Source organism: Corallococcus sp. CA053C (genome assembly GCF_003611675.1).
Taxonomy (GTDB): Bacteria; Myxococcota; Myxococcia; order Myxococcales; family Myxococcaceae; genus Corallococcus.
In genome coordinates this window covers 1-19,914 of record NZ_RAWA01000156.1, presented here as the reverse complement: position 1 = coordinate 19,914, position 19,914 = coordinate 1, and the positions used below count along the sequence as shown (strand labels likewise).

Below are 19,914 nucleotides of genomic sequence, written 5' to 3'. Positions count from 1 at the left end.
GGGGCGCCCCTTCCGGGGGGAGGGGGCGCCTTCAACGGGAGGACTGCGGCGAAGTCAGGGCAGCGCGCCGGATGCGACCCAGCGCTGGATGAGGGCGATGCCTTGCGGATCCAACGGGCCATCCGCGGGCATGCGCAGGTCGCGCACCGCCGCGCTGATGAGCTGGGCATTGGACTTCCACAGGTCATACGTGTTCAGCGGCCGGCCGGGGCTGGTGGTGTGGCACTTGGCGCACCGGGCCTCGTGGATGGGCCGGATGTCGCGCGCGTAGCTGGGGGTGGTGGTGAGCGGCTGGTACGTGAAGGGTACCGCACGGCGCGCCTCCGTGCCGTCGTCGAAGCGCGACACCACCGACAGCGTGTGCGCACCCGGCGCCAGCGACGCGAGCGAGTACGGCTTGAGCGTGGACTCGTCCGCCTCCAGGCCGCCCAGGCTGAACAGGGGACCCGTCGAGGCGATCTCCGCTTCCGCGTCCAGCTGGAAGGCGACGCTCTTGGGCGCGGGGCCCGGCGGCAGCGTGGCGCGCAGGGCCAGGCCATCCTCCACCACCAGCATGCCCTGGTGCAGCCCCGTCACGCGCGGCACCGGCGCCTTGGTGACCGCCAGGGCCTGCCCGTTCACGTCCACCCACGCGCAGCCCGTCTCGTCCACGGCCAGCAGCGTCGGCGTGCCGGACGGCAGCCCCTCCGCCACGCCCCAGACCTTCGCGTCCGCGTCGTAGGTGTAGAGCCGATCTCCGGCGCGGGCCCAGAGGAAGCGCCCCGCGCCCATCAGCTGCTCGGGCCGGGACGGCAGCTCCACCGTGCTCCAGCCCTCCGGATCGCGGCGCAGCACGCGGGTGCTGGTAAGCACCCACACCTCGCCGGGCGTGCCGGTGCCGGCGGAGAGGCCCGCGAGCGTCACCACCGTCTCGCCGCCGCCCAGGGGCGCGTCCGTGCCACGCACCTGGTAGACGCCCGGCGCGGACGCCACCACGACGTTGAGCTTGCCCTCGCGCGCGAACCAGAGGCCCGCGAGCCCATCCTCCGCGGGGGCCGCCGTCATCGTCGTGATGCCGGTGAGGGCCTGCCCCGACAGCTTCAGCGACGCGAGCGTGCCGCCCTGCAGCTGGTACAGGCCCGTGGGGTGCGCGAGCCACGCCGCGCCATCCGCCGTCTGCGCGGTGGCGACGACGCCGGTGCCCAGCACCTCCTGCCACAGCGGTTCGATGAGCCAGCCCTGGTCCGCCAGGAACAGGCCGCTGTGGGTCTCCACCAGGGCGCTGTGCGGCCCCAGGCGGAAGGTCGCGCTCACGCTGCCGAGCGTGGCCTTGTTCTGCGGGTGCGCCGACAGGGCCGCCTTGGTGCCGTCCAGCCGCAGCCGCACGGCGGCGCCCGTGGGCGTGGCGAAGATGCCGCCGCCGGACTGGTCCGCGAAGCCCTGGGCCTGGGACAGCCCCTGGGAGCTGGGGACCTGGGTGGCCTTGAACGGCGCGGGCTTCGTCGAGTCGCTGCCCGGAGGCGCGTCGTCACCGCACGCGCCGGTCAGCAGCGCGGCGCAGAGCCACAGCGAGGGGGAGAGAAAACGCGCCGCGGTGGGGGAACCGCGGCGCTGCGGGGGACGCGAGGAGGGAGTGCTCATCAAGGCTCAGGCAAGGATGAACCGCAGCGGGTCCACCCGCGTGATGCTGTAGTCCAGCTTCGCCGAGGCCAGCACCGTCGCGATGATGTGCTCGGGGAAGATGTTGGAACCGTTCGGATCATTGGCGCCCGTGCGCAGGTCCACCGTGCCCGGGGACATGCCGATGTCGCCGCTGCGTCCCACCACCAGGTTGTGCTTGATGCCCGCGCCCATCATCAGGCAGCTGTTGGACAGGTGGTGGTCGCGGCCACCGGTGGCGTTGATGGTGGGCGTGCGAGCGAACTCGCTGAACACCAGGATGGTGGTGTGGTCCATGAAGTTGCCGCCGCTGCGGTGCGGGGTGCGGCGCAGATCATTCACCAACAGGTTCAGCGCGTCGAATCCGCCCCGCTGGTTGCCTGCCTGGGTGACCTGCGTGCCGAAGTGGGTGTCCAGGCCGCCGGCCAGGTTGATGGACACGCACTGGCTGATGCCCTTCTTCAGGGCGGTGGCCACCATGGCGGCGCGGCCGTTGGCGCTGTTGTACGGGTAGGACTGGTTGTTGAGCCCGTAGAAGTCGCGCACCTCCTGGTTGGCCGCCAGCTGGAAGCGGAACGAGTCCGACAGCTTGTTGGCCATCACGGACTGCATCTGTTCGCGGCTGTTCTCGTACGTCGTGCCCACGCCCCGCGCGGTGAGCGCCTGCTCCTCGCAGGTGACGGGCATGCCGTTGAGGTCGAGCAGCTGCTTCTCGATTTCGCTGTCCAGCGTCCGGGCCGCCGAGGGCGGATCCAGCGTGAGCACCAGGTCCCCAAGGCCGCTGACGCGCAGCGCGTTGGCGTAGCCGCCGTAGCGGTCGTTGTACGACTCCACGTTCTGCGCGATGGAGGGGATGGGCACGGCGGGCTTCATCTGCCCGACGATCTCCGTCGCGGTGGAGGAGCCGCGCGCGGCGCTGCCGATGGGCATCTTCCCGGTGAGGAAGTAGCGGTAGCCCACCTCGTGGGTGAGCGTGCTCATGTTGATGCCGCGCACCACCGTCATCAGGTCGTAGTGGTCCGACAGCGCGCCCACCGCGGGCCCGAAGGTCATCGTCGGCTTGCCGGCGCCAGCGCGCTCCTTGGGGATGATGGGCGTCTGCTGGAAGCGCGCATCCGTGGAGAGCAGGCTGTAGCCCGGCATGATGCGCGTCTCGCTGACGCGGTCCGCGGTGAACACGTCCGGGTCGCGGGGGTCGAACGCGAGCAGCTGATCCCATCCGCCAGAGAAATAGACGAACACGAAGCAGCGGTCGGGGGCGGCCAGCTCCGTCGCCTGGGCCACGGCGCGGAAGGGGATGCCTCCCAGCAGGAGGGAGCCCATGAAGCCGGCCCCCGCCTTGAGGAAGTTGCGGCGTTCAGGGATGCAGGTGTCGTCTTGGCGCGTCTTCTTCATCGCAGGCACCTTGAAGGTCAGTAGGTGATGAAGCGCGAGTCCGTCAGCATGGCGATGCATACGACCGCCAGCGCCTGGTCCCGCTTCTTGAGGGTTTCGGCGCGAGCGGCGGCCTTGCGGAAGAAGGTCGCGTAGCGCGCCAGTTCGTCACCCGACAGGGGCGAGCCCCAGAAGCGGGTGGAGAGGTAGACGAGCGTTTCGTTCACCTGCGCGTCCGTGAGCTTGTTCAAGTCGCTCATGGGCGTGGGCAGCGTGCGGCCCAGGGTGCGCAGCGACAGGTCCGGCTGCGCGATGTCCTTCTGCGCCTGCGCGATGCACACCTTGCGCGCGCCGTCGTCCAGGAAGCGGGCGAAGACGAGGTTGGGCTCGGTGTTCTCCGTGGTGATGAGCGCGTAGTCGGCGCGGCCCAGCGACTGGGCGCGGGCCTCCAGCTCATCCCACTCCATCCCCACCGCGACCTTGATGGACTCCTTCAGCTGCGCGACGGTGAGGCGCCGGGGCGCGCGCCCCACGCTGCCACCCTGGGCCTCCGGGTCCGGCAGCGGGTCGATGGAGGTGCCGTTCCCATGCGGGTTGGGGACGGGGTCCAGCTGGGCATCCAGCGGGACGGGCTTGGCGGGGACATCCACGGAGCCGCTGGTGCAGCCCGCGGCGAGCGCGAGAAGCGCGGTCAACACGAGGCGGCGCATCAGTCGATCCTCCGGTAGGCGTCGGACATCACCACGTGCTCGATGAGGGACTTGAGGCTGTGGTTGTTCTTGGCGAAGTCCTGCGACAGCGTCTGCAGGTACATCTTCTGCTCTTCCACCGTCATCGCGCGGCCGAGGAACTCGTTCCACACGCGCTTGACGGTGCAGCGCTCCAGGTCACCCGTCTCCATCATCCGCTGCACGAGCGTCTGCGGGCCGCCTTCGATGTTCTTCTCCTCCTCAGCGGTCCGGTAGAGGTACGTCTTCAAGAGGCCCAGCGAGTTGGCGCCGTCGCCGTCGAAGGCCTGCATCACGTACTGGCCGCACTCGCCGCCGCAGTTGGTGTCGCCGTTGAGCGCGCAGTCGCGGCACTTCAGGTCCAGGCGGGGGAACTGCTCCGACGGCAGGAACAGCGCGGAGCGCTCCGCGTAGCGGCCCCAGTGGGCGCCCGTGGGCTCGATGGTGGCGTGGCAGTAGTTGCAGCCGCAGCGCTTGGCCAGGTTGTTCTCCCGGTTGCAGGCGTCATCCGGGGGCGGCAGCGTGGCGTCCGCGGCCGGCGCGAAGTGCTTGCACAGGAACGCTTCGTAGAACTCGTTCACACGCGCGCGCTGGGTGGGAAAGCGGTAGAGGAACGCCGGGGTGGTGAGCACGCCGGAGTGCGTGCTGTCGCGCGTGTATTCCGACCAGGTGGTGGTGTCCGCGTACGCGACGGCGGGCAGCGTGGCCGTGTCCGCGGGGGCCTTGACGCTGAACACCGCGACGCCCTGGCGCTGGCGGTAGAACTCCGACAGCGTGCCGTTCACGAAGGAGCGGCGCGCGGTGAGGATGTTGAAGTAGGGCTCGTCGTTGCGCACCACCGCGTCGGTGATGAGCAGCGGCTCCTCGTTGAAGGCCGCGACGCGCGCGGTGTGCACTTCATTGATTTCACAGCGGCGCATCTTGTCGCCGCAGCCGCAGCTGCGGTCGCTGTTGAAGCGGCCCGTCTCGCAGGACTCGTTGGTGTACGGGTTGGTGGCGCGGTTCTGCGCCTCGATGGCGCACACCTTCACGGGCTCCGTGGCGGTGGACCAGTAGGGCTGCACGCTGGTCGTCACGTAGCCTTCACGCTGGATGCAGCCGCGCTGCGGCACCCAGGTGCCGTTGATGTTGTTGCGCTTCGCCATGTCGAACGTGCAGCGATCCAACCGCTCCAGGTTCGGCTTCGTCTCCGGATTCGGGTGCACCCACGCGGTGATGACGCCCGTGTCCGGGAACGGCTTCAGCACGTTGGTGGACGTCTTCACCGGGTCCGGCAGGCACAGGTAGGACACCGACTGGCCGGCGGCGCTGCTGTAGCGGTTGTCGCAGAAGTTCACGTACTTGCCGTACGTCGCGTGGGCCTTCAGCGCGTTGCAGTCCGCGAACTTCAGCTCCGGTTCGGTGGCGGCCGGGTCCAGCGCGCGGCACTGGTAGTAGTTCGGGTCGTAGTCGTAGCTGACCGGCAGCGGCACGCCCTGCGGGTCCCGACAGGTGGTGGGCGTCAGCGAGTGGGGGTCCTGCGGGTTCGCCTTGCAGTTGTCCTGCTCGATTTCACCGTCACAGCGCGGACCCTGGCTGCCGCGCAGGTTGTTGGCGTTGTTGCCGGCGAAGCTCAGCGGCGTGCCGGAGACCCGGTAGTCGCCGTTGCCCTGCACGCTCTGGGTGATGTTGGAGCGCAGCAGCGCGCGGTGGAACTCGCGCATCCGGGCATAGAAGGGTTCCTGGCCCATCATCTTGCGGACGTCGTCCGCGGTGACGGAGCCCTTGGCCTGGAAGGCCTTGTACTCCTCCATGGTGGGAGGCCGACCCAGAAGGTCGAGGGAGAGCTGACGCAGGTGCCGCTCCAGAGGTACTTTCGCCACAGGCGCGCACACCGCTTCTTCAGCGGACGCGGGCAGGGCGAGCAGGAGGGCGGCGCTCGCCAGGGGGGCAAGGCAACGCACGCTGAACACGGTGAACCTCCGAGAGGGGGGGTCGGGGGCGACGCAGGAAGCAGGAGTATGAAGGAATTTCCGGTTTGAGGTCCAGTTGACCTTACCGATTCCATTCGCCCGACATGTACGTCCACGGAGCATCCACCCCGGCGAAGGAGTTGCACGGGGGCGGTAGCGCGGGCCACAAGGGGGCATGTCCAACGCCGCACTCGGGCTGACTCCCCCTTCGTCGCCGTCGCGCGACCGGTCCTTCTTCATCGCCATTGGCGTGGTGTCCGCCGGGGCGCTGGCGCTGCTCGCGTGGCTCTTGCTCATCCGCAAGGGGAGCGCGGAGATGGGCGTGGACCTGCGCTTCATGCCGGCGGTGAACGCGGGGTTCAACGCGACGGCGGCGGTGCTGCTCCTGGGCGGGTGGATCGCGATCAAACGCGGCGCGCGGCGGGTGCACCAGAACCTGATGGTGAGCGCCTTCGCGGCGTCCGCGCTGTTCCTGGTGGGCTACCTCGCCTACCACTTCGTGCACGGGGACACGCGCTACGTGGGCGACTTCCGGGGGCTGTACCTGACGCTGCTGGCCAGCCACGTGCTGCTGTCCATGCCGGTGCTGCCCCTGGCGCTCGTGGCCTTCTACTTCGCCTGGCGGCAGCAGTTCACCCGGCACCGCAAGGTGACGCGGTGGCTGGCGCCCATCTGGCTCTACGTGTCGGTGACGGGCGTGGTGGTGTTCTTCATGCTGCGCGGCTCCATCCCCGCGGTGCCCTGAGGGACCGCGTCACTGTTCGGGGTGCTCGGAGCGGGACGCGCCGTGCGCCGCCGGGCCCGAGGCGTAGACCTTCCGGGGCAGGCGCACGGTGAAGGTGGAGCCCCGGCCCTCCTCGCTCTCCACGGAGAGCGAGCCCCCGTGCAGCTCCACCAGGCGGCGCGCGCTGGCCAGGCCCACGCCGCTGCCGGACACGTCCTGGGACACGTTGCGGCCGCGGCGGAAGCGCTCGAAGACGAAGGGCAGGTCCGCGGCCGGGATGCCGATGCCCTGGTCCACCACGTCGAGCCGCACCTCCTGCCGCAAGTCGCCCTCCTCCACCGACAGGCGCACGGTGACGGGGGTGCCCTCCGCGCTGTACTTCACCGCGTTGCCCATCAGGTTCTCCAGCACGCGCTCCAGCGCGCGCGCGTCCCAGTCGCCGGTGAAGTCGCGGCCCTCCGGCGCCTCCAGGACGAAGGGGTGGCGCGCCGCGTGGGTCTCCTGCTCGCGCACCTTGGCGCGCACCAGGTCGAGCAGGTCCAGGGGCTCGCGCTGGAGCGGCTGCTCCTGGCCGCGCGTCACCTCCAGGAAGTGGGCGATGAGCTCCCCCATGCGGTGCGCGGCGCGCACGAGGTGGCCCAGCCGCGTCTCCAGCGCGGGCGTCATCACCGCGGCGGGGATCTGCCGGCGCAGCACCTGGGCGTTGAGCGTCATGATCTGCAGCGGGCCCTTGAGGTCGTGCGTCGCCAGCGCGAAGAGCTCGTCGCGCACGGCCAGCGCGTCCCGGGCGGCGGCCTCGGCGCGCTCGGCCCGCAGGCGGCGCGCTTCCAGCTCGCGCGTCATGCGCACCGTCTCCACCGCGGCGCGCAGGCTGCGGCGCAGGCGCTCCGGGCTGAAGGACGCCTTGACGAGGTAGTCCTGGGCCCCGGCCTTCATCGCCTCCACCGCCACGCGCTCGTTGCCGCTGCCGGTGAGCACCACCACGGCGGGCTGGTGGGGCAGCTCCATCCCCGACAGCGCCTGGAGCATGGCCACGCCGTTCATGCCGGGCAGGTGGTAGTCGAGCAGCATCGCGTCCGGGGTGTTCGTGGACAGGAACGCCAGCGCCTCCTCGGCGGAGGACACCTGCGACACCTCCCAGTGCATGTCCGGGTCGCGCGCCAGGGCGCGGCTGACCGCGAACCGGTCCGCGGTGCCGTCATCGACGAGCAGCACGTGCAGGCTCATGCGCCCTGTGCCTCCGGCGTGGGCAGGCGCGCGGCCTGGAACCAGAAGGCGTACAGCGCCTCCGCGGTGGCCTGGAGCTGCGGGCCAATCTGCGGCTTGAAGAGGTAGCTGTTGGCCCCGTCCGCGTAGGCGCCGTCCACGTCCTCCGCGTCCTGGGAGCTGGAGTAGATGATGACCGGGATGGGGCGCAGGCGCGGATCCGCCTTCAGCGTGGAGAGCACCTGACGCCCCCCGATGCCGGGCAGGTGCAGGTCCAGCAGGACGAGGCAGGGCTTGCGCGCCGCCGCGTAGGCGCCCCGCCGGTAGAGGTAGTCCAGGGCGCTCTCGCCGTCGCTCACGCGCACCACCGGCAGCGGCAGCCTGCGCGCGATGCGCTCGAGCGCCTCCGCGTCCGGATCACTGTCCTCCACGAGCAGCAGCGGCACACTCATCCTCGGGATTCCTCGCCGAGCGTGAAGAAGAAGGTCGAACCCCGCCCCGGCGCGGAGTCCACCCACAGCGTCCCCCCGTGCAGCGTCACCAGCCTGCGCGAGATGGCGAGCCCCGCTCCCGTCCCACCGCCGTAGGCCTGCGCGGGGTGCAGGCGGCGGAACAGCTCGAAGATGGCTTCATGGAACTGGGGCGCGATCCCGATGCCCGGGTCCTTCACGTAGAAAATGTAGGGCGCCACCACGTGCGCCGCCGCCTCCGGCCGCGTTTCTCCCGGCGCGAAGAAGCCCACCTCCACCCAGCGGCGCTCGCCCGTCTGGTACTTGGCCGCGTTGGTGATGAGGTTGGCCCACACCTGGCGGATGCGGACGGCGTCACACGCCACGGTGGGCAGCCGGCGGGGCAGGCGCACCTCCACCCTGCCCTCCTGCAGCCGCGCGCCCAGCGTGCGCAGCACGTCGTCCACCAGGGCCTGGTGGTCCGTCTCCTCCCACGACAGCTCCAGTTGGCCCAGGCGGCTGTACTCGAAGAGGTTGTCGAGCAGCTCGTAGGTGCGCTTCGCGAGCCACGCCAGCGACTCCAGCTGCGCGCGGCCGACCTCCCCGAGCAACGGGCCGAAGTCCTCCTGGAGGAAGGAGCTGTACTGGAGGATGCCGCGCAGGGGCTCCTTCAAGTCGTGCGCCACGGTGCCGCCGAAGGCGTCCAGCTCCGCGTTGGAGCGGGCCAGCTCGCGCGACAGCCCGGCCAGCTCCTCCGCGTGCCGCAGCACCACGCCCACCAGCGCGCCCTTGAGCGCGCGCGCCGCCTCCAGGTCCTGCGCCGTCCACGGCAGCGACGCGCCGCGCACGTCCTCGCGCCACACCTGGAAGGACGCACGCGGGTGCAGCCGCGAGTGTCCTGGCGCCGGGCGCACGGGCTTGTGGGGGTTGCCTGCCCACGCCACGGTGCGCGCCACCTCCGGCCGGAACCAGAGCGCGAAGTGAGGCACCGCGGGATCCAGGCGCACGGCCAGCAGGCCCGCCGCCACGTCCGTGCGGGCGGCCATCGCGGGATGCGTCCCGCCCAGGCGGTCGGTGAACCACAGGTCGTCCTGCAGCTCCTGTTCGGAGAGCCACGACACCAGGGCCTGCACCTCCGCTTCCGGCGGCGTGGCGCCCAGCAGCAGGGGGGCCTTGCCCAGCCCGGAGCTCGCGCCCAGCACCAGCGCCACGCCGCGCGCGCCGGTGAGCTCCATCAGCAGCGGGGCGTGTCCTTCCAGGAGCCGGGCGGGGTTGCGCTCGCCCAGGCCGGGCATCACCAGCATGTTGAGCAGCGAGGCGCGGCGCGCCTGGGCCGCGGCCTCCTTGCCGCGCTCCTCGGCGGCGAGCTGGAGCGACAAGAGCCGCGCCAGCACCTCCGACGCCTGCCGCCGCACGGCCGACACCCGCCGGGGCGTCAGGTGGTGGCAGGCCATGAGCCCCCAGAGCTGGCCATCCCGCAGGAGCGACACGCTGAAGGACGCGCCCACGCCCATGTTGCGCAGGTACTCCAGGTGGACCTCGGACACGCTGCGCAGGGCCGCGCCGGACAGGTCCAGCGGTTGGCCGGTGTCCGGGCGGGTTTCGGGCACCAGGCCCACGACCTTCGCGTCCACGTCCGCGATGAGGCGCACGAGGTTGCGCGTGTAGAGGGCGCGCGCCTGCACGGGGATGTCGCTCGCCGGGAAGTGCAGCCCCATGAAGCGCTCCACGCCCTCGCGCACGCTCTCCGCCACCACCTCGCCGTGCCAGTCCGGGTGGAAGCGGTACACCATCACCCGGTCGAAGCCGATGAGGGCCCGCATCGCCTCCGCGGCCTCCTGGAGCAGCGCGGCCACGCCCCGCGCCCGCGCCAGCGGCGACACCAGCCGGTTGACGGCGACGAGGGCGCTCTCCTCGTCGTCCGCGCCCACCTCCGACAGCGGCTCCAGCTCCAGCACGCGCAGGCCGCCGCTCTCATGCAGCAGCGCGGAGCAGGGGTGACCGCCGGCCTCCACGGTGACGGGGCCCAGGGCCGCGCCCGCCTCCACGCGCGCGAGCGTGTCCGGCGACAGCACGCGGGCCAGGGGCTGACCCAGCAGCGCTTCGGGCCTGACGCCCAGCAGCGTGGCGGCGTTGGCGCTCACCACGGCGAGGGGGTTGTTCCCTCCCTGCTCGAAGGCGACGAGCACGCCCCGGGGCTGGATGCCGCCCAACAGGTGGATGGGCTCGCGGTCGCAGAGGCTGAGGTCGGCGTCAGAGACGGGCAGGGACATCGGGGTTCTCTCGCGTCATCCACGCCGCGAAGGCGTCGAAGGTGTCGCGGGCGCCCTGGATGACGGCCGCATCGAAGGTGTCGGAGGCGGCCCTTTCGGACGCCCGGGTGACGACGTCGCCAAAAGCCCTCCACATCGGCCCCACCTGATCTCCGTAGGCGCGGAAGAAGGCGAAGTCGCCCACGCGCGAGCCCTCGCCGAAATGGCGCGTCAGGTGGCGCAGGATGAGCTGCCCGCCCAGCGTGGAACCCTCCAAGACATAGGCACAGCCCAGCGCTTCGGCGAGCCCTGGCAGGTCCGGCAGCGCGGAAGCGCGCGGCAGCTGTGCGAGCGAGGCCGTGTCGTGCCCCAGGGCGCGCAGGTCCGCCTCCAGGAGCGGCGTCTTCCAGCGCGCGTCGAGCGCCAGCGCCGTCTTCACCTCCGACAGCGGTGCGGCGAGGCGCGCCTCCAGGGGCAGATAGAGGCCGTAGAAGTCCTCCAACTGACGCTGGTAGTCGCCGGGCGTCAGGTGCGCGTCCATCAGCCGCACCGCACCCTCCGTGCGCTCGTGGTGCGGGCGCGTCTCCGTCTTCAGCCGCTGAAGCAGTCGCAAGGTCTCCTGAGGATGGGAAGCAGCGCGTCGTGGGGGAACAACCATTTGCCCGGAATGTTGTCCGTTCATCCGTTCACCGGCGGGTGCCCGCGGCCTTCAACGCGCTGTGGGGAACCCGACTGCCGGCCTGTCTCCCCGTCCCCACTCCGCGCCGGCCAACAACCCCCTGCGCCGCCCTGCCTTTACGGCCTGCGACACGGCGCGTTAGCCTGAGTGCTCAACAGCTTGCCTTCCCGCGTCATGCGGGAAAGGAGTCCCGATGTCGTTCACCCCCCCCCGGCGCTACGGCCTGTATGAGCCGGAGACCGAGCACGACGCCTGCGGTGTGGGGTTCGTGGCCCACCTGAGGGGTCAGCGGTCGCGCGGCATCGTGGAGGACGCGCTGGAGCTGCTGAACCGGCTGAGCCACCGCGCCGCCGCGGGACGCGATCCGGAGACCGGTGACGGCGCCGGCATCCTGGTGCAGCTGCCCCACCGCTTCTTCAACCACGAGGCGCCGAAGCTGGGCTTCGAGCTGCCGCCCCGCCGTCAGTACGGTGTCGCGCAGGTGTTCCTGCCGCCGGAGCCGGAGGCGAGAGCCGCGTGCGAGGCGCTGTTCGGGGACGTGGTGGAGGAGGAGGGCCAGCGGCTGCTCGGGTGGCGCGATGTGCCGGTGGCGCCGGAGGAGCTGGGGCCGCTGGCGCGGCAGGTGGCGCCGGTCATCCGGCAGCTCTTCATCGCGCGCAGACGGGTGGTGCCCAGCGCGTTCGAGCGCAAGCTGTACCGCATCCGCAAGCTGGTGGAGAACCGCGTGCTGGCGCGCGGCGTGGATCCGCAGGGGCGCTTCCACGTGGCCAGCTGTTCGTCGGAGACGCTCATCTACAAGGGGCTGCTATTGCCCAAGCAGTTGCCGCGCTTCTTCGCGGACCTGCGGCACCCGGAGTTCGTCAGCGCGCTGGCGCTGGTGCACTCGCGCTTCTCCACCAACACGTTCCCCACGTGGGAGCTGGCGCAGCCGTTCCGCTTCATCGCGCACAACGGTGAAATCAATACACTGCGTGGCAACCGCAACTGGATGACGGCGCGGCGCGGGCTGCTCCAGACGGCGAAGCTGGGCGGGAGCCTGGAGCCCTTGTGGCCCATCATCGTCCCGGGCAAGAGCGACTCCGCGCAGTTCGACAACATGGTGGAGCTGCTCTACCTGGGCGGCCGCACCCTGCCCCACGCGATGATGATGATGATCCCCGAGGCGTGGGAGGGTCACAAGGAGATGGCCGACGAGCGGCGCGCCTTCTACGAGTACTCCGCGTCGCTGCTGGAGCCGTGGGACGGGCCGGCGGCCATCGCCTTCACCGACGGGCAGCTCATCGGCGCCACGCTGGACCGCAATGGCTTGAGGCCCGCGCGCTACCTGGTGACGGAGGACGACCGCATCATCCTCGCGTCGGAGACGGGCGTCATCGACGTGCCCCCATCGCAGGTGCGCCGCAAGGGGCGGCTGACGCCGGGCCGCATGCTGCTGGTGGACACCACCGAAGGGCGCATCATCGAGGACGAGGAGGTGAAGCGCGAAATCACCACGCGCTGGCCCTACCGCCGCTGGCTCCAGCGCAACGTCTTCACCTTCGAGGACCTGCCCGCCGTCCCCGCGCCCGCGCGCGTGAAGGGCGAGACGCTGTGGCGGCTGCAGCGCGCGTTCGGCTACACGGACGAGGACGTGCGCACCACGCTGGTGCCCATGGCCGAAGGTGGCAAGGAGCCCACGGGCTCCATGGGCACCGACACGCCGCTCGCGGTGCTGAGCGACCAGGCCCCCACCCTCTTCAACTACTTCCACCAGTTGTTCGCGCAGGTGACGAACCCGCCCATCGACCCGCTGCGTGAAGCGCTGGTGATGACGCTGGCCACCGCGCTGGGACCGGAGGGGAACACCTTCGAGGAGACGCCCGAGCAGTGCCACCGGCTGTCCCTGCCGGGGCCCATCCTCACCAACGGGCAGCTGGCGCGCCTCGCGAACCTGCGCGGTGACACGGGCCTGTTCGAGCCGCGTCCCTTGAGCCTGCTGTACCCGCACGCGGGCGGCGCGGCGACGGCGCTGGAGGTCGCGGTGGAGCGGCTGTGCATGGCGGCGGTGGACGCGGTGGACGCGGGCGCGAGCATCCTCGTCCTGAGCGACCGCGGCGTGGACGCGGCGCACGCGGCCATCCCCGCGCTGCTGGCCGTGTCGGCGGTGCACCAGCGGCTGGTGCGCGACGGAACGCGCATGTACACGGGCATCGTGCTGGAGACGGCGGAGGCGCGCGAGGTGCACCACTTCGCGTGCCTGTTCGCCTACGGCGTGTCCGCGGTGAACCCGTACCTCGCGCTGGACACGCTGCGCGCGCTGGCGGACGCGGGCGAGCTGAAGGCGGACGCGGACAAGGCCCAGGCGCAATACATCCACGCGCTGGAGGAGGGCCTGCTCAAGGTGATGTCCAAGATGGGCATCTCCACGCTCCAGTCGTACCGGGGCTCGCAGCTCTTCGAGGCGGTGGGGCTCCAGCGCTCCCTCATCGAGAAGCACTTCACCGGCACGCCGTCGCGGGTGGAGGGCGTGGGCCTGCCGGAATTGGGCCGTGAGGTGTCCGAGCGCCACGCGCGCGGCTTCGGTCCGGCGGCGGACGCGGAGGAGGGCCTGTTGCCGGTGGGCGGGCAGTTCCGCTGGCGCCGGCAGGGCGAGCGGCACAAGTGGAACCCCGCCACGGTGGCGAAGCTCCAGGCGGCGGTGCGCGCGGACGACGCGGCGCTGTTCCAGGAGTATTCGAAGCTGGCGGACGACGAGACGCGGGAGCACAGCAACCTGCGCGGCCTGCTGGACGTCGCGACGGACAGGTGCACGCCGGTGCCGCTGGACGAGGTGGAGCCCGCGCTGTCGCTGGCGCGGAGGTTCGTCACCGGGGCCATGTCCTTCGGCTCCATCAGCGCGGAGGCGCACGAGACGCTGGCCATCGCGATGAACCGGTTGGGCGGCAAGTCCAACAGCGGCGAGGGCGGCGAGGAGGCGCGCCGGTACGCGAAGGAGCCGAACGGGGACTCGCGCCGCAGCGCCATCAAGCAGGTGGCGAGCGCGCGCTTCGGCGTCACCGCCGAGTACCTGGTCAACGCGGACGAGCTTCAAATCAAGATGGCCCAGGGCGCCAAGCCCGGCGAGGGCGGACAGCTCCCGGGCCACAAGGTGGATGAGCGGATCGCGCGCGTGCGCTGGTCCACGCCGGGCGTGACGCTCATCTCCCCGCCGCCGCACCACGACATCTACTCCATCGAGGACCTGGCGCAGCTCATCTACGACCTCCAGTCCGTCAACGCGAAGGCGCGCGTGAGCGTGAAGCTGGTGAGCGAGGTGGGCGTGGGCACCATCGCCGCGGGCGTCGCCAAGGCGGGCGCGGGCTGCGTGGTCATCGCCGGCTACGAGGGCGGCACGGGCGCCTCTCCCCTCTCCAGCCTCCAGCACGCGGGGCTGCCGTGGGAGCTGGGGCTGGCGGAGACGCAGCAGGTGCTGGTGCACAACGGCCTGCGCTCGCGGATCCGCGTGCAGGTGGACGGCGGCCTGCGCACCGCGCGCGACGTGCTGGTGGCGGCGCTCCTGGGCGCGGAGGAGTTCGGGCTCGCCACCGCGAGCCTCGTCTCCGTGGGCTGCATCATGCTGCGCAAGTGCCACCTCAACACCTGCTCCGCGGGCATCGCCACGCAGGACCCGGCGCTGCGCGAGCGCTACCAGGGCACCCCTGAGAACGTGGTGAGCTTCTTCATGCTGCTCGCCGAGGACCTGCGCCGGCAGATGGCGCAATTGGGTGTCCGGCGGCTGGAGGAGCTGGTGGGCCGCGTGGACCTCTTGCGCCAGCGCGCGGCGGTGGACCACTGGAAGGCGCGCAAGGTGGACCTGTCCGCGCTGCTCACCGCGCCGGCCGCGCCGGCCTCCGAGCCCCGGCACTGCGACGTGCCGCACCGCAAGGACGTGTCGGACCACCTGGACCACGAGCTGCTGGCGAAGGCGCAGTCGGTGCTCGCGGGCGGGCCTCCGCTGCTGCTCAACCTGCCGGTGAGCAACACACACCGCGCGGTGGGCGCGATGCTGTCGGGAGAGATTGCCCTCCGCCACGGCGCGCAGGGGCTGCCGGACGGCAAGCTGCGGGTGAAGCTGAAGGGCTCCGCGGGCCAGAGCTTCGGCGCGTTCCTGGCGGCCGGGGTGACGCTGGAGCTGGAGGGCGACACCAACGACTACCTGGGCAAGGGGCTCTCCGGAGGCCGCGTCATCGTCTATCCGCCCGAGGGCAGCCGCTTCACCTCCGAGGAGAACGTGCTCGTGGGCAACACGGTGCTCTACGGGGCGACGGCCGGCGAGGTGTACCTGCGGGGGCTCGCGGGCGAGCGCTTCGCGGTGCGCAACAGCGGCGCGCAGGCGGTGGTGGAGGGCGTGGGCGACCACGGCTGCGAGTACATGACGGGCGGCGTGGTGGTGGTGCTGGGACAGACGGGCCGCAACTTCGCGGCCGGAATGAGCGGCGGCACGGCCTACGTGCTGGACCGCGAGCGCAGCTTCCGCGAGCGCTGCAACCTGGAGATGGTGGAGCTGGAGTCGCTGGTGGACGAGTCCGAAATCTGGCTCGTGCACGGGATGATTGAACGCCACCTGCACCACACCGGCAGCGCGCTGGCACGGCGGGTGCTCGACAACTGGGAGCTGATGGTGCCGCAGTTCATGAAGGTGATGCCCACCGACTACAAGCGCGTGCTCCAGGCGCGGCGCGCGGCACGGCGTCCACCACCTGCCACGGGTGTACAACAGCAACTCCATATCGTTGGCGGGGGCGTCTAGTCATGGGCAAGCCCACGGGTTTCGTCGAGTGGCCGCGCATGACCGCCCCCAAGCGGGACAAGGCGGAGCGCCTGGAGGACTGGCGCGAGCTGGTCCTGCCGCTGGGGCCGGACGAGGCGAAGCGGCAGGCGGGACGCTGCATGGACTGCGGCATCCCGTTCTGCCACCAGGGCTGTCCCCTGGGGAACCTCATCCCGGACTTCAACGACGCGGTGTACCGGGGCCAGTGGAAGGAGGCGTACCAGGTGCTCAGCCGCACCAACGCCTTCCCCGAGTTCACCGGGCGCCTGTGCCCCGCGCCGTGCGAGGCCGCGTGCGTGCTGGCCATCGACCGGGACGCGGTGACCATCGAGCAGATGGAGAAGGAGATTTCCGAGCGCGCCTTCGCGGAGGGCTGGGTGAAGCCCCGGCCTCCGGCGCGGCGCACGGGCAAGCGCGTGGCGGTGGTGGGCTCCGGGCCCGCCGGGCTCGCGGCGGCGGCGCAGCTCAACGCCGCGGGGCACAGCGTCACCGTGTACGAGCGGGACGCGCGAGCGGGCGGGCTGCTGCGCTACGGCATCCCCGACTTCAAGCTGGAGAAGGCGGTGCTGGACCGGCGCATCGCGCTGATGGAGGCGGAGGGCATCGTCTTCCGCGTCGGCGAGGACGTGGGCGCGACGAAGGGCTTCCGCGCGCTGCGCGAGCAGTACGACGGGCTGATGCTGGCCATGGGCGCGCGGCGGGCCCGTGAGCTGGACGTGCCGGGACGCGAGCTTTCCGGCGTGGTGCAGGCGATGGACTTCCTGGAGCACCAGAACCGCGTGGTGACGGCGGGCGCGACGCCGGACGCGCGGCTGGAGGCGACGGGCAAGCGGGTCATCATCCTGGGCGGCGGCGACACGGGCTCGGACTGTCTGGGCACGGCGCTGCGTCAGGACGCGGCGAGCGTGATGCAGGTGGAGCTGATGCCCGCGCCGCCGTCGGTGCGCGCGCAGGGCAACCCGTGGCCGCGCTGGCCGCTGGTGTTCCGCACGTCGTCCAGCCAGGAGGAGGGCGGCGAGCGCGCCTTCGCCATCCTCACCAAGCGGCTGGAGGGCGAGGACGGCCAGTTGAAGCGGCTGCACGCGGTGCAGGTGGAGGTGCAGCGCGAGCCGGGCGGCGCGCCGAAGCTGGTGGAGGTGCCGGGCTCCGAGCAGGTGTTCGACGTGGACCTGCTGGTGCTGGCCATGGGCTTCACCGGGCCGGAGACGGGGAAGCTGGAAGAGGAGCTGGGCGTGGCGCTGTCGCCGCGCGGCACGGTGCGCGTGGACGCGAAGTTCGCCACGTCGGTGCCGGGCGTGTACTGCGCGGGCGACGCGAGCCGGGGCGCGAGCCTCATCGTCTGGGCGCTCGCGGACGGGCGCGAGGCGGCGCGCGCGCTGGACACCTGGCTGTCCGGCACGTCGTCCGTGCTGCCCACGCGCGGACAGGACTGCGCGTTCTGAAGAGAGGGGTACGGGGCCCTGGCTTCACACGGGACCCGCACCCCGGGTAACATCCTGGGCTGAACCTCCCGGCTTCTTGGGGATGCCGGGTGAGCTTCAGCCAGGATCGAATCATGACCCGTCGCATTGGGGGCGCCGGAACAGGCCCATCGCCGCTCTCGCGGTCCGCACGCACCACGCCTCCGCCTGCGCCCAAGGGGGCCCTGAAGAACACGGCGGCGACCGCGTCCACGAACCTCCGCGAGGCCCGCTACGAGAGCCGCTTCGAGGAGACGGACGCCGCCCGGCCCAAGCCCCAGGCGGAGGGCGCCAAGGCCGGTGCCAAGGCGGGTGCCAGGGCCGGCGCCAAGGCGGGTGCCAGGGCCGGCGCCGCGGCCCCCAAGGAGGCGCCGAAGCTCCCCGCGGACGTACGCAAGACGCTGGACCAACAGCTCGCGCTCCATCCGAAGAACAGCGCGGCGTGCAAGACGCTCAACGCGCTCGCCGCCTCCCCCGGCTTCCAGGGGATGAAGGAGGCGGATCAGCAGAAGCTGCTGAAGTACGTGGGCGGCACCAACCTGGACCTGTCCGGGCCCGCGCGCTCGGCGCTGGACAAGAAGCTGGGCTCCGACGCCTTCAAGAAGGCGGACGCGGGCAAGCAGACCGCGCAGCTCCAGAAGTTCCTCACGGATCAGCCCGCCACGCCGGACGTGGTGGCGCCCCAGAAGGACGCCTTCAAGGACAAGCGGCTGCCCTACAAGCTGCACGGGCCGTCGAACGTGAAGGACATCGCGTTCCAGGGCGGCAAGGCCGACGCCGTGAAGTACGAGGTGGAGGTGGACGGGAAGAAGATCCCCGTCTACCTGCCCAAGAAGGCGGACAAGACCTCCACCCACAGCATCGACGAGGTGGCCAAGGGGCTCGCCGCGCTGCCCAAGTCCAGCCGCGCGCTCGTCAAGGAGGTGCTGGTCGAGGGCAAGCCGAACCCCGACGACGCCTACTGGGCCAAGGAGTACAACGACCCCAACTTCTCCTCGTACATGACGGCGGGCGCCGACGGAGTCATCAACGTCTACCCGAGCAAGCCGAAGCAGTCCCAGGACTACCTCGACGGCACGATGATCCACGAGACGGGCCACACGCTCTCCATCAAGCAGTGGGGCGACAGCGACAGCGACAAGCGCTGGGATGGTTGGAAGGCGGCCATCAAGAGCGATGGAATCGTGCCTTCGAAGTACGCGAAGGCGGCCCCGGGCGAGGACTTCGGCGAGACGCTCCAGCTCTACCAGCAGGTGAAGGGCACGCCGAAGGAAGCGGAGGTCCGGGCGATGATGCCCGAGCGCTTCAAGATCATCGACTCGCTGCTCGCCGAGAAGCCGAAGCCATGAGGCGCGGGAATGAGAGGAGCTTCAGGTCATGAGTGAGCCCAAGCATCCGGGAACCATCCAGTTCGTCGACGGCGCGACCCAGCAGGTGACCAAGACCGTCGACGCCACGGAGGTTCCACTCTCCATCCGCTTCGCGAAGAACGAAGCGGGCGAGCTGGTGCCCGTCGTGAAGATCGTCGCCTTCCAGGAAGGGGACCGCAGAACGCTGCGCGAGTATGGGCCGGAGGGCCAGTTCCTCCGCTCCACCGTGCAGCTGCGGAACGCCCCCCGGTGAGTCCCGGCGAGGTCCGCGCCTCCCGGAGGGCCTTCGCGGCGCTGGTGGTCGCCAGCGCCCTCGCCTGCTCCCGACCCGCGGCGCCGCCTCCGGCGCCCGCGGAGCCGGCACCGCCCGCGCCTCCTGCGCAACCCGCGCGGCCCCTGGTGGCACCAGGCATCTACAACGGCCGGCCTCCGCACCACGTGGGCCTGTTGCAGTTGAAGGTGCGGGAAGACGGGACCGCGACGCTGCTGCACGTCGTGTCCGTCCACCTGCCCCCGGTCGAGCTGGAGCGCCGCGAGGTGCGACTGGAGCGGGGACCGGAGGGCCGCATCTGCCTGAGCCCGGAGCCCGAGGCGCTGGAGCCCTGTCTGACGCTCGGCGCGGACGGGGGCCTGAACGTCAGGACCCGCGAGGAGGACGCGGAGGGCCTCCCCGTCCTCCTGAAGCGTGAGCCCTCGCCGTAGGCCTTGTCAGTGGACGAAGACCTCCGGCGGCCGGAGCAGGCCGAGCGGCGTGTCCCGGAGGTCCGCCTTGAAGACGGGGCGCAGGTCCAGGAGCTGCTTCACCGTCGCGACGTCACGGATGGGCCCCACGTTGAACGACGGCGGGCGTGAGCCGGGGGCCACGTCGAAGGGCACCGCTCCGGTGAGCACCTCCATCCGGCGCAGGAAGCCCGGCTCCGGTGCAAGGAAGACACCGCAGGTGGAGCAGGCGGCCAGGTCGTACAGCACCTGGTGACGGCGCAGCAGGTCCGCGAACGGCCACGACGGCACCGAGGCGCCGAACTGCGCGTCCGGGACGAGGAACATGGAGCCCGCGCCACCGCCCGTCAGGAACTTCGACAGCCTCGCCGGGATGCCCGAAGTGGGGCTGATGTGCGTGAAGGCGATGTTGGTGACGCCGGAGAAGTCGTTGGTGCCCGTGTCCTTGAAGTGGCAGCCGTTGCAGGTGTTGCTGGAGAACTCCTTGCGCGCGCAGACCTCGCTGGCATTGGTGGGCAGCACGTTGAGGGCGGACCAGTGGGTGGCCATGCGCTGGTGGCCCCGCCCACCCAC

14 protein-coding genes and 1 pseudogene are annotated in these 19,914 nt (G+C 71.1%); 6 read left to right on the top strand and 9 right to left on the bottom strand.

The features are described 5' to 3' along the window. Window positions 1-54 precede the first annotated feature (54 nt). Genes D7V97_RS21010 through D7V97_RS20995 form a run of 4 tightly spaced genes read right to left on the bottom strand, consistent with a single transcriptional unit; the run spans window position 55 to window position 5,692 of the window. A complete protein-coding gene (locus tag D7V97_RS21010; protein ID WP_233583025.1) occupies window positions 55-1,620 on the bottom strand; it encodes a hypothetical protein in 1,566 nt (521 codons plus the stop codon). Window positions 1,621-1,626: 6 nt separating this feature from the next. Beyond that, complete coding sequence (locus tag D7V97_RS21005; RefSeq protein WP_120612437.1) at window positions 1,627-3,033, bottom strand: DUF1501 domain-containing protein; 1,407 nt, start codon at window positions 3,031-3,033, stop codon at window positions 1,627-1,629. A 17-nt stretch (window positions 3,034-3,050) separates the two neighbouring features. Further along, window positions 3,051-3,722: a hypothetical protein gene (locus D7V97_RS21000; RefSeq protein ID WP_120612436.1), complete on the bottom strand. Its 672-nt coding sequence runs from the start codon at window positions 3,720-3,722 to the stop codon at window positions 3,051-3,053. Next, window positions 3,722-5,692 carry a DUF1585 domain-containing protein gene (locus D7V97_RS20995; protein WP_120612435.1) on the bottom strand — a complete coding sequence of 657 codons (1,971 nt, stop codon included), beginning with the start codon at window positions 5,690-5,692 and terminating at the stop codon, window positions 3,722-3,724. Before D7V97_RS20995 ends, D7V97_RS21000 begins: the two co-directional genes overlap by 1 nt. Before the next feature lie 175 nt (window positions 5,693-5,867). Here D7V97_RS20995 and D7V97_RS20990 point away from each other — a divergent pair, with 175 nt between their 5' ends. Then, a complete protein-coding gene (locus D7V97_RS20990) occupies window positions 5,868-6,437 on the top strand; it encodes a DUF420 domain-containing protein (protein WP_120612434.1) in 570 nt (189 codons plus the stop codon). 9 nt (window positions 6,438-6,446) lie between these two features. Here D7V97_RS20990 and D7V97_RS20985 read toward each other — a convergent pair whose 3' ends face one another. From D7V97_RS20985 to D7V97_RS20970, 4 genes are read right to left on the bottom strand one after another with little or no spacing between them, the layout of a single operon-like run. Then, the gene (locus D7V97_RS20985; protein ID WP_120612433.1) at window positions 6,447-7,643 is read right to left on the bottom strand and encodes a hybrid sensor histidine kinase/response regulator; all 1,197 of its coding nucleotides are present in this window, start codon (window positions 7,641-7,643) and stop codon (window positions 6,447-6,449) included. Continuing rightward, window positions 7,640-8,074 (bottom strand): response regulator, encoded by a 435-nt coding sequence (locus tag D7V97_RS20980; protein WP_120612432.1) that lies wholly within the window; start codon window positions 8,072-8,074, stop codon window positions 7,640-7,642. The genes D7V97_RS20985 and D7V97_RS20980 overlap by 4 nt, the downstream gene beginning before the upstream one ends. Further along, the gene (locus tag D7V97_RS20975; protein ID WP_120612431.1) at window positions 8,071-10,344 is read right to left on the bottom strand and encodes an ATP-binding protein; all 2,274 of its coding nucleotides are present in this window, start codon (window positions 10,342-10,344) and stop codon (window positions 8,071-8,073) included. The genes D7V97_RS20980 and D7V97_RS20975 overlap by 4 nt, the downstream gene beginning before the upstream one ends. Beyond that, window positions 10,325-10,936 (bottom strand): biliverdin-producing heme oxygenase, encoded by a 612-nt coding sequence (locus D7V97_RS20970; protein ID WP_233583024.1) that lies wholly within the window; start codon window positions 10,934-10,936, stop codon window positions 10,325-10,327. The genes D7V97_RS20975 and D7V97_RS20970 overlap by 20 nt, the downstream gene beginning before the upstream one ends. 259 nt (window positions 10,937-11,195) lie before the next feature. Here D7V97_RS20970 and gltB point away from each other — a divergent pair, with 259 nt between their 5' ends. The 5 genes from gltB (at window position 11,196) to D7V97_RS20940 (ending at window position 19,323) form a co-directional block, all read left to right on the top strand. Further along, the gene (gene gltB, locus D7V97_RS20965; RefSeq protein WP_120612429.1) at window positions 11,196-15,770 is read left to right on the top strand and encodes a glutamate synthase large subunit; all 4,575 of its coding nucleotides are present in this window, start codon (window positions 11,196-11,198) and stop codon (window positions 15,768-15,770) included. Between the two features lie 2 nt (window positions 15,771-15,772). Then, window positions 15,773-17,233, top strand: a complete 1,461-nt coding sequence (locus tag D7V97_RS20960) for a glutamate synthase subunit beta (protein WP_120612428.1) — start codon at window positions 15,773-15,775, stop codon at window positions 17,231-17,233. A 113-nt stretch (window positions 17,234-17,346) separates the two neighbouring features. Beyond that, a complete protein-coding gene (locus D7V97_RS20950; protein ID WP_158623420.1) occupies window positions 17,347-18,600 on the top strand; it encodes a hypothetical protein in 1,254 nt (417 codons plus the stop codon). 28 nt (window positions 18,601-18,628) lie between these two features. Then, window positions 18,629-18,874, top strand: coding sequence for a hypothetical protein (locus tag D7V97_RS20945; protein WP_120612425.1), 246 nt, complete (start codon window positions 18,629-18,631; stop codon window positions 18,872-18,874). Continuing rightward, complete coding sequence (locus D7V97_RS20940) at window positions 18,871-19,323, top strand: hypothetical protein (protein ID WP_120612424.1); 453 nt, start codon at window positions 18,871-18,873, stop codon at window positions 19,321-19,323. Before D7V97_RS20945 ends, D7V97_RS20940 begins: the two co-directional genes overlap by 4 nt. A 6-nt stretch (window positions 19,324-19,329) precedes the next feature. Here the strand turns inward: D7V97_RS20940 and D7V97_RS20935 are convergent. Next, window positions 19,330-19,914, bottom strand: a pseudogene (locus tag D7V97_RS20935) (hypothetical protein); the annotation flags it as partial.

What these genes read in the sequence shown, in the direction of transcription:
- D7V97_RS20945 (WP_120612425.1), top strand. Translation starts at nt 18,629, where the DNA reads ATGAGTGAGCCCAAGCATCCGGGAACCATCCAGTTCGTCGACGGCGCG.
- D7V97_RS21000 (WP_120612436.1), bottom strand. Translation starts at nt 3,722, where the DNA reads ATGCGCCGCCTCGTGTTGACCGCGCTTCTCGCGCTCGCCGCGGGCTGC.
- D7V97_RS20975 (WP_120612431.1), bottom strand. Translation starts at nt 10,344, where the DNA reads ATGTCCCTGCCCGTCTCTGACGCCGACCTCAGCCTCTGCGACCGCGAG.
- D7V97_RS20960 (WP_120612428.1), top strand. Translation starts at nt 15,773, where the DNA reads ATGGGCAAGCCCACGGGTTTCGTCGAGTGGCCGCGCATGACCGCCCCC.
- gltB (WP_120612429.1), top strand. Translation starts at nt 11,196, where the DNA reads ATGTCGTTCACCCCCCCCCGGCGCTACGGCCTGTATGAGCCGGAGACC.
- D7V97_RS20950 (WP_158623420.1), top strand. Translation starts at nt 17,347, where the DNA reads ATGACCCGTCGCATTGGGGGCGCCGGAACAGGCCCATCGCCGCTCTCG.
- D7V97_RS20985 (WP_120612433.1), bottom strand. Translation starts at nt 7,643, where the DNA reads ATGAGCCTGCACGTGCTGCTCGTCGATGACGGCACCGCGGACCGGTTC.
- D7V97_RS20990 (WP_120612434.1), top strand. Translation starts at nt 5,868, where the DNA reads ATGTCCAACGCCGCACTCGGGCTGACTCCCCCTTCGTCGCCGTCGCGC.
- D7V97_RS20980 (WP_120612432.1), bottom strand. Translation starts at nt 8,074, where the DNA reads ATGAGTGTGCCGCTGCTGCTCGTGGAGGACAGTGATCCGGACGCGGAG.
- D7V97_RS21010 (WP_233583025.1), bottom strand. Translation starts at nt 1,620, where the DNA reads ATGAGCACTCCCTCCTCGCGTCCCCCGCAGCGCCGCGGTTCCCCCACC.
- D7V97_RS21005 (WP_120612437.1), bottom strand. Translation starts at nt 3,033, where the DNA reads ATGAAGAAGACGCGCCAAGACGACACCTGCATCCCTGAACGCCGCAAC.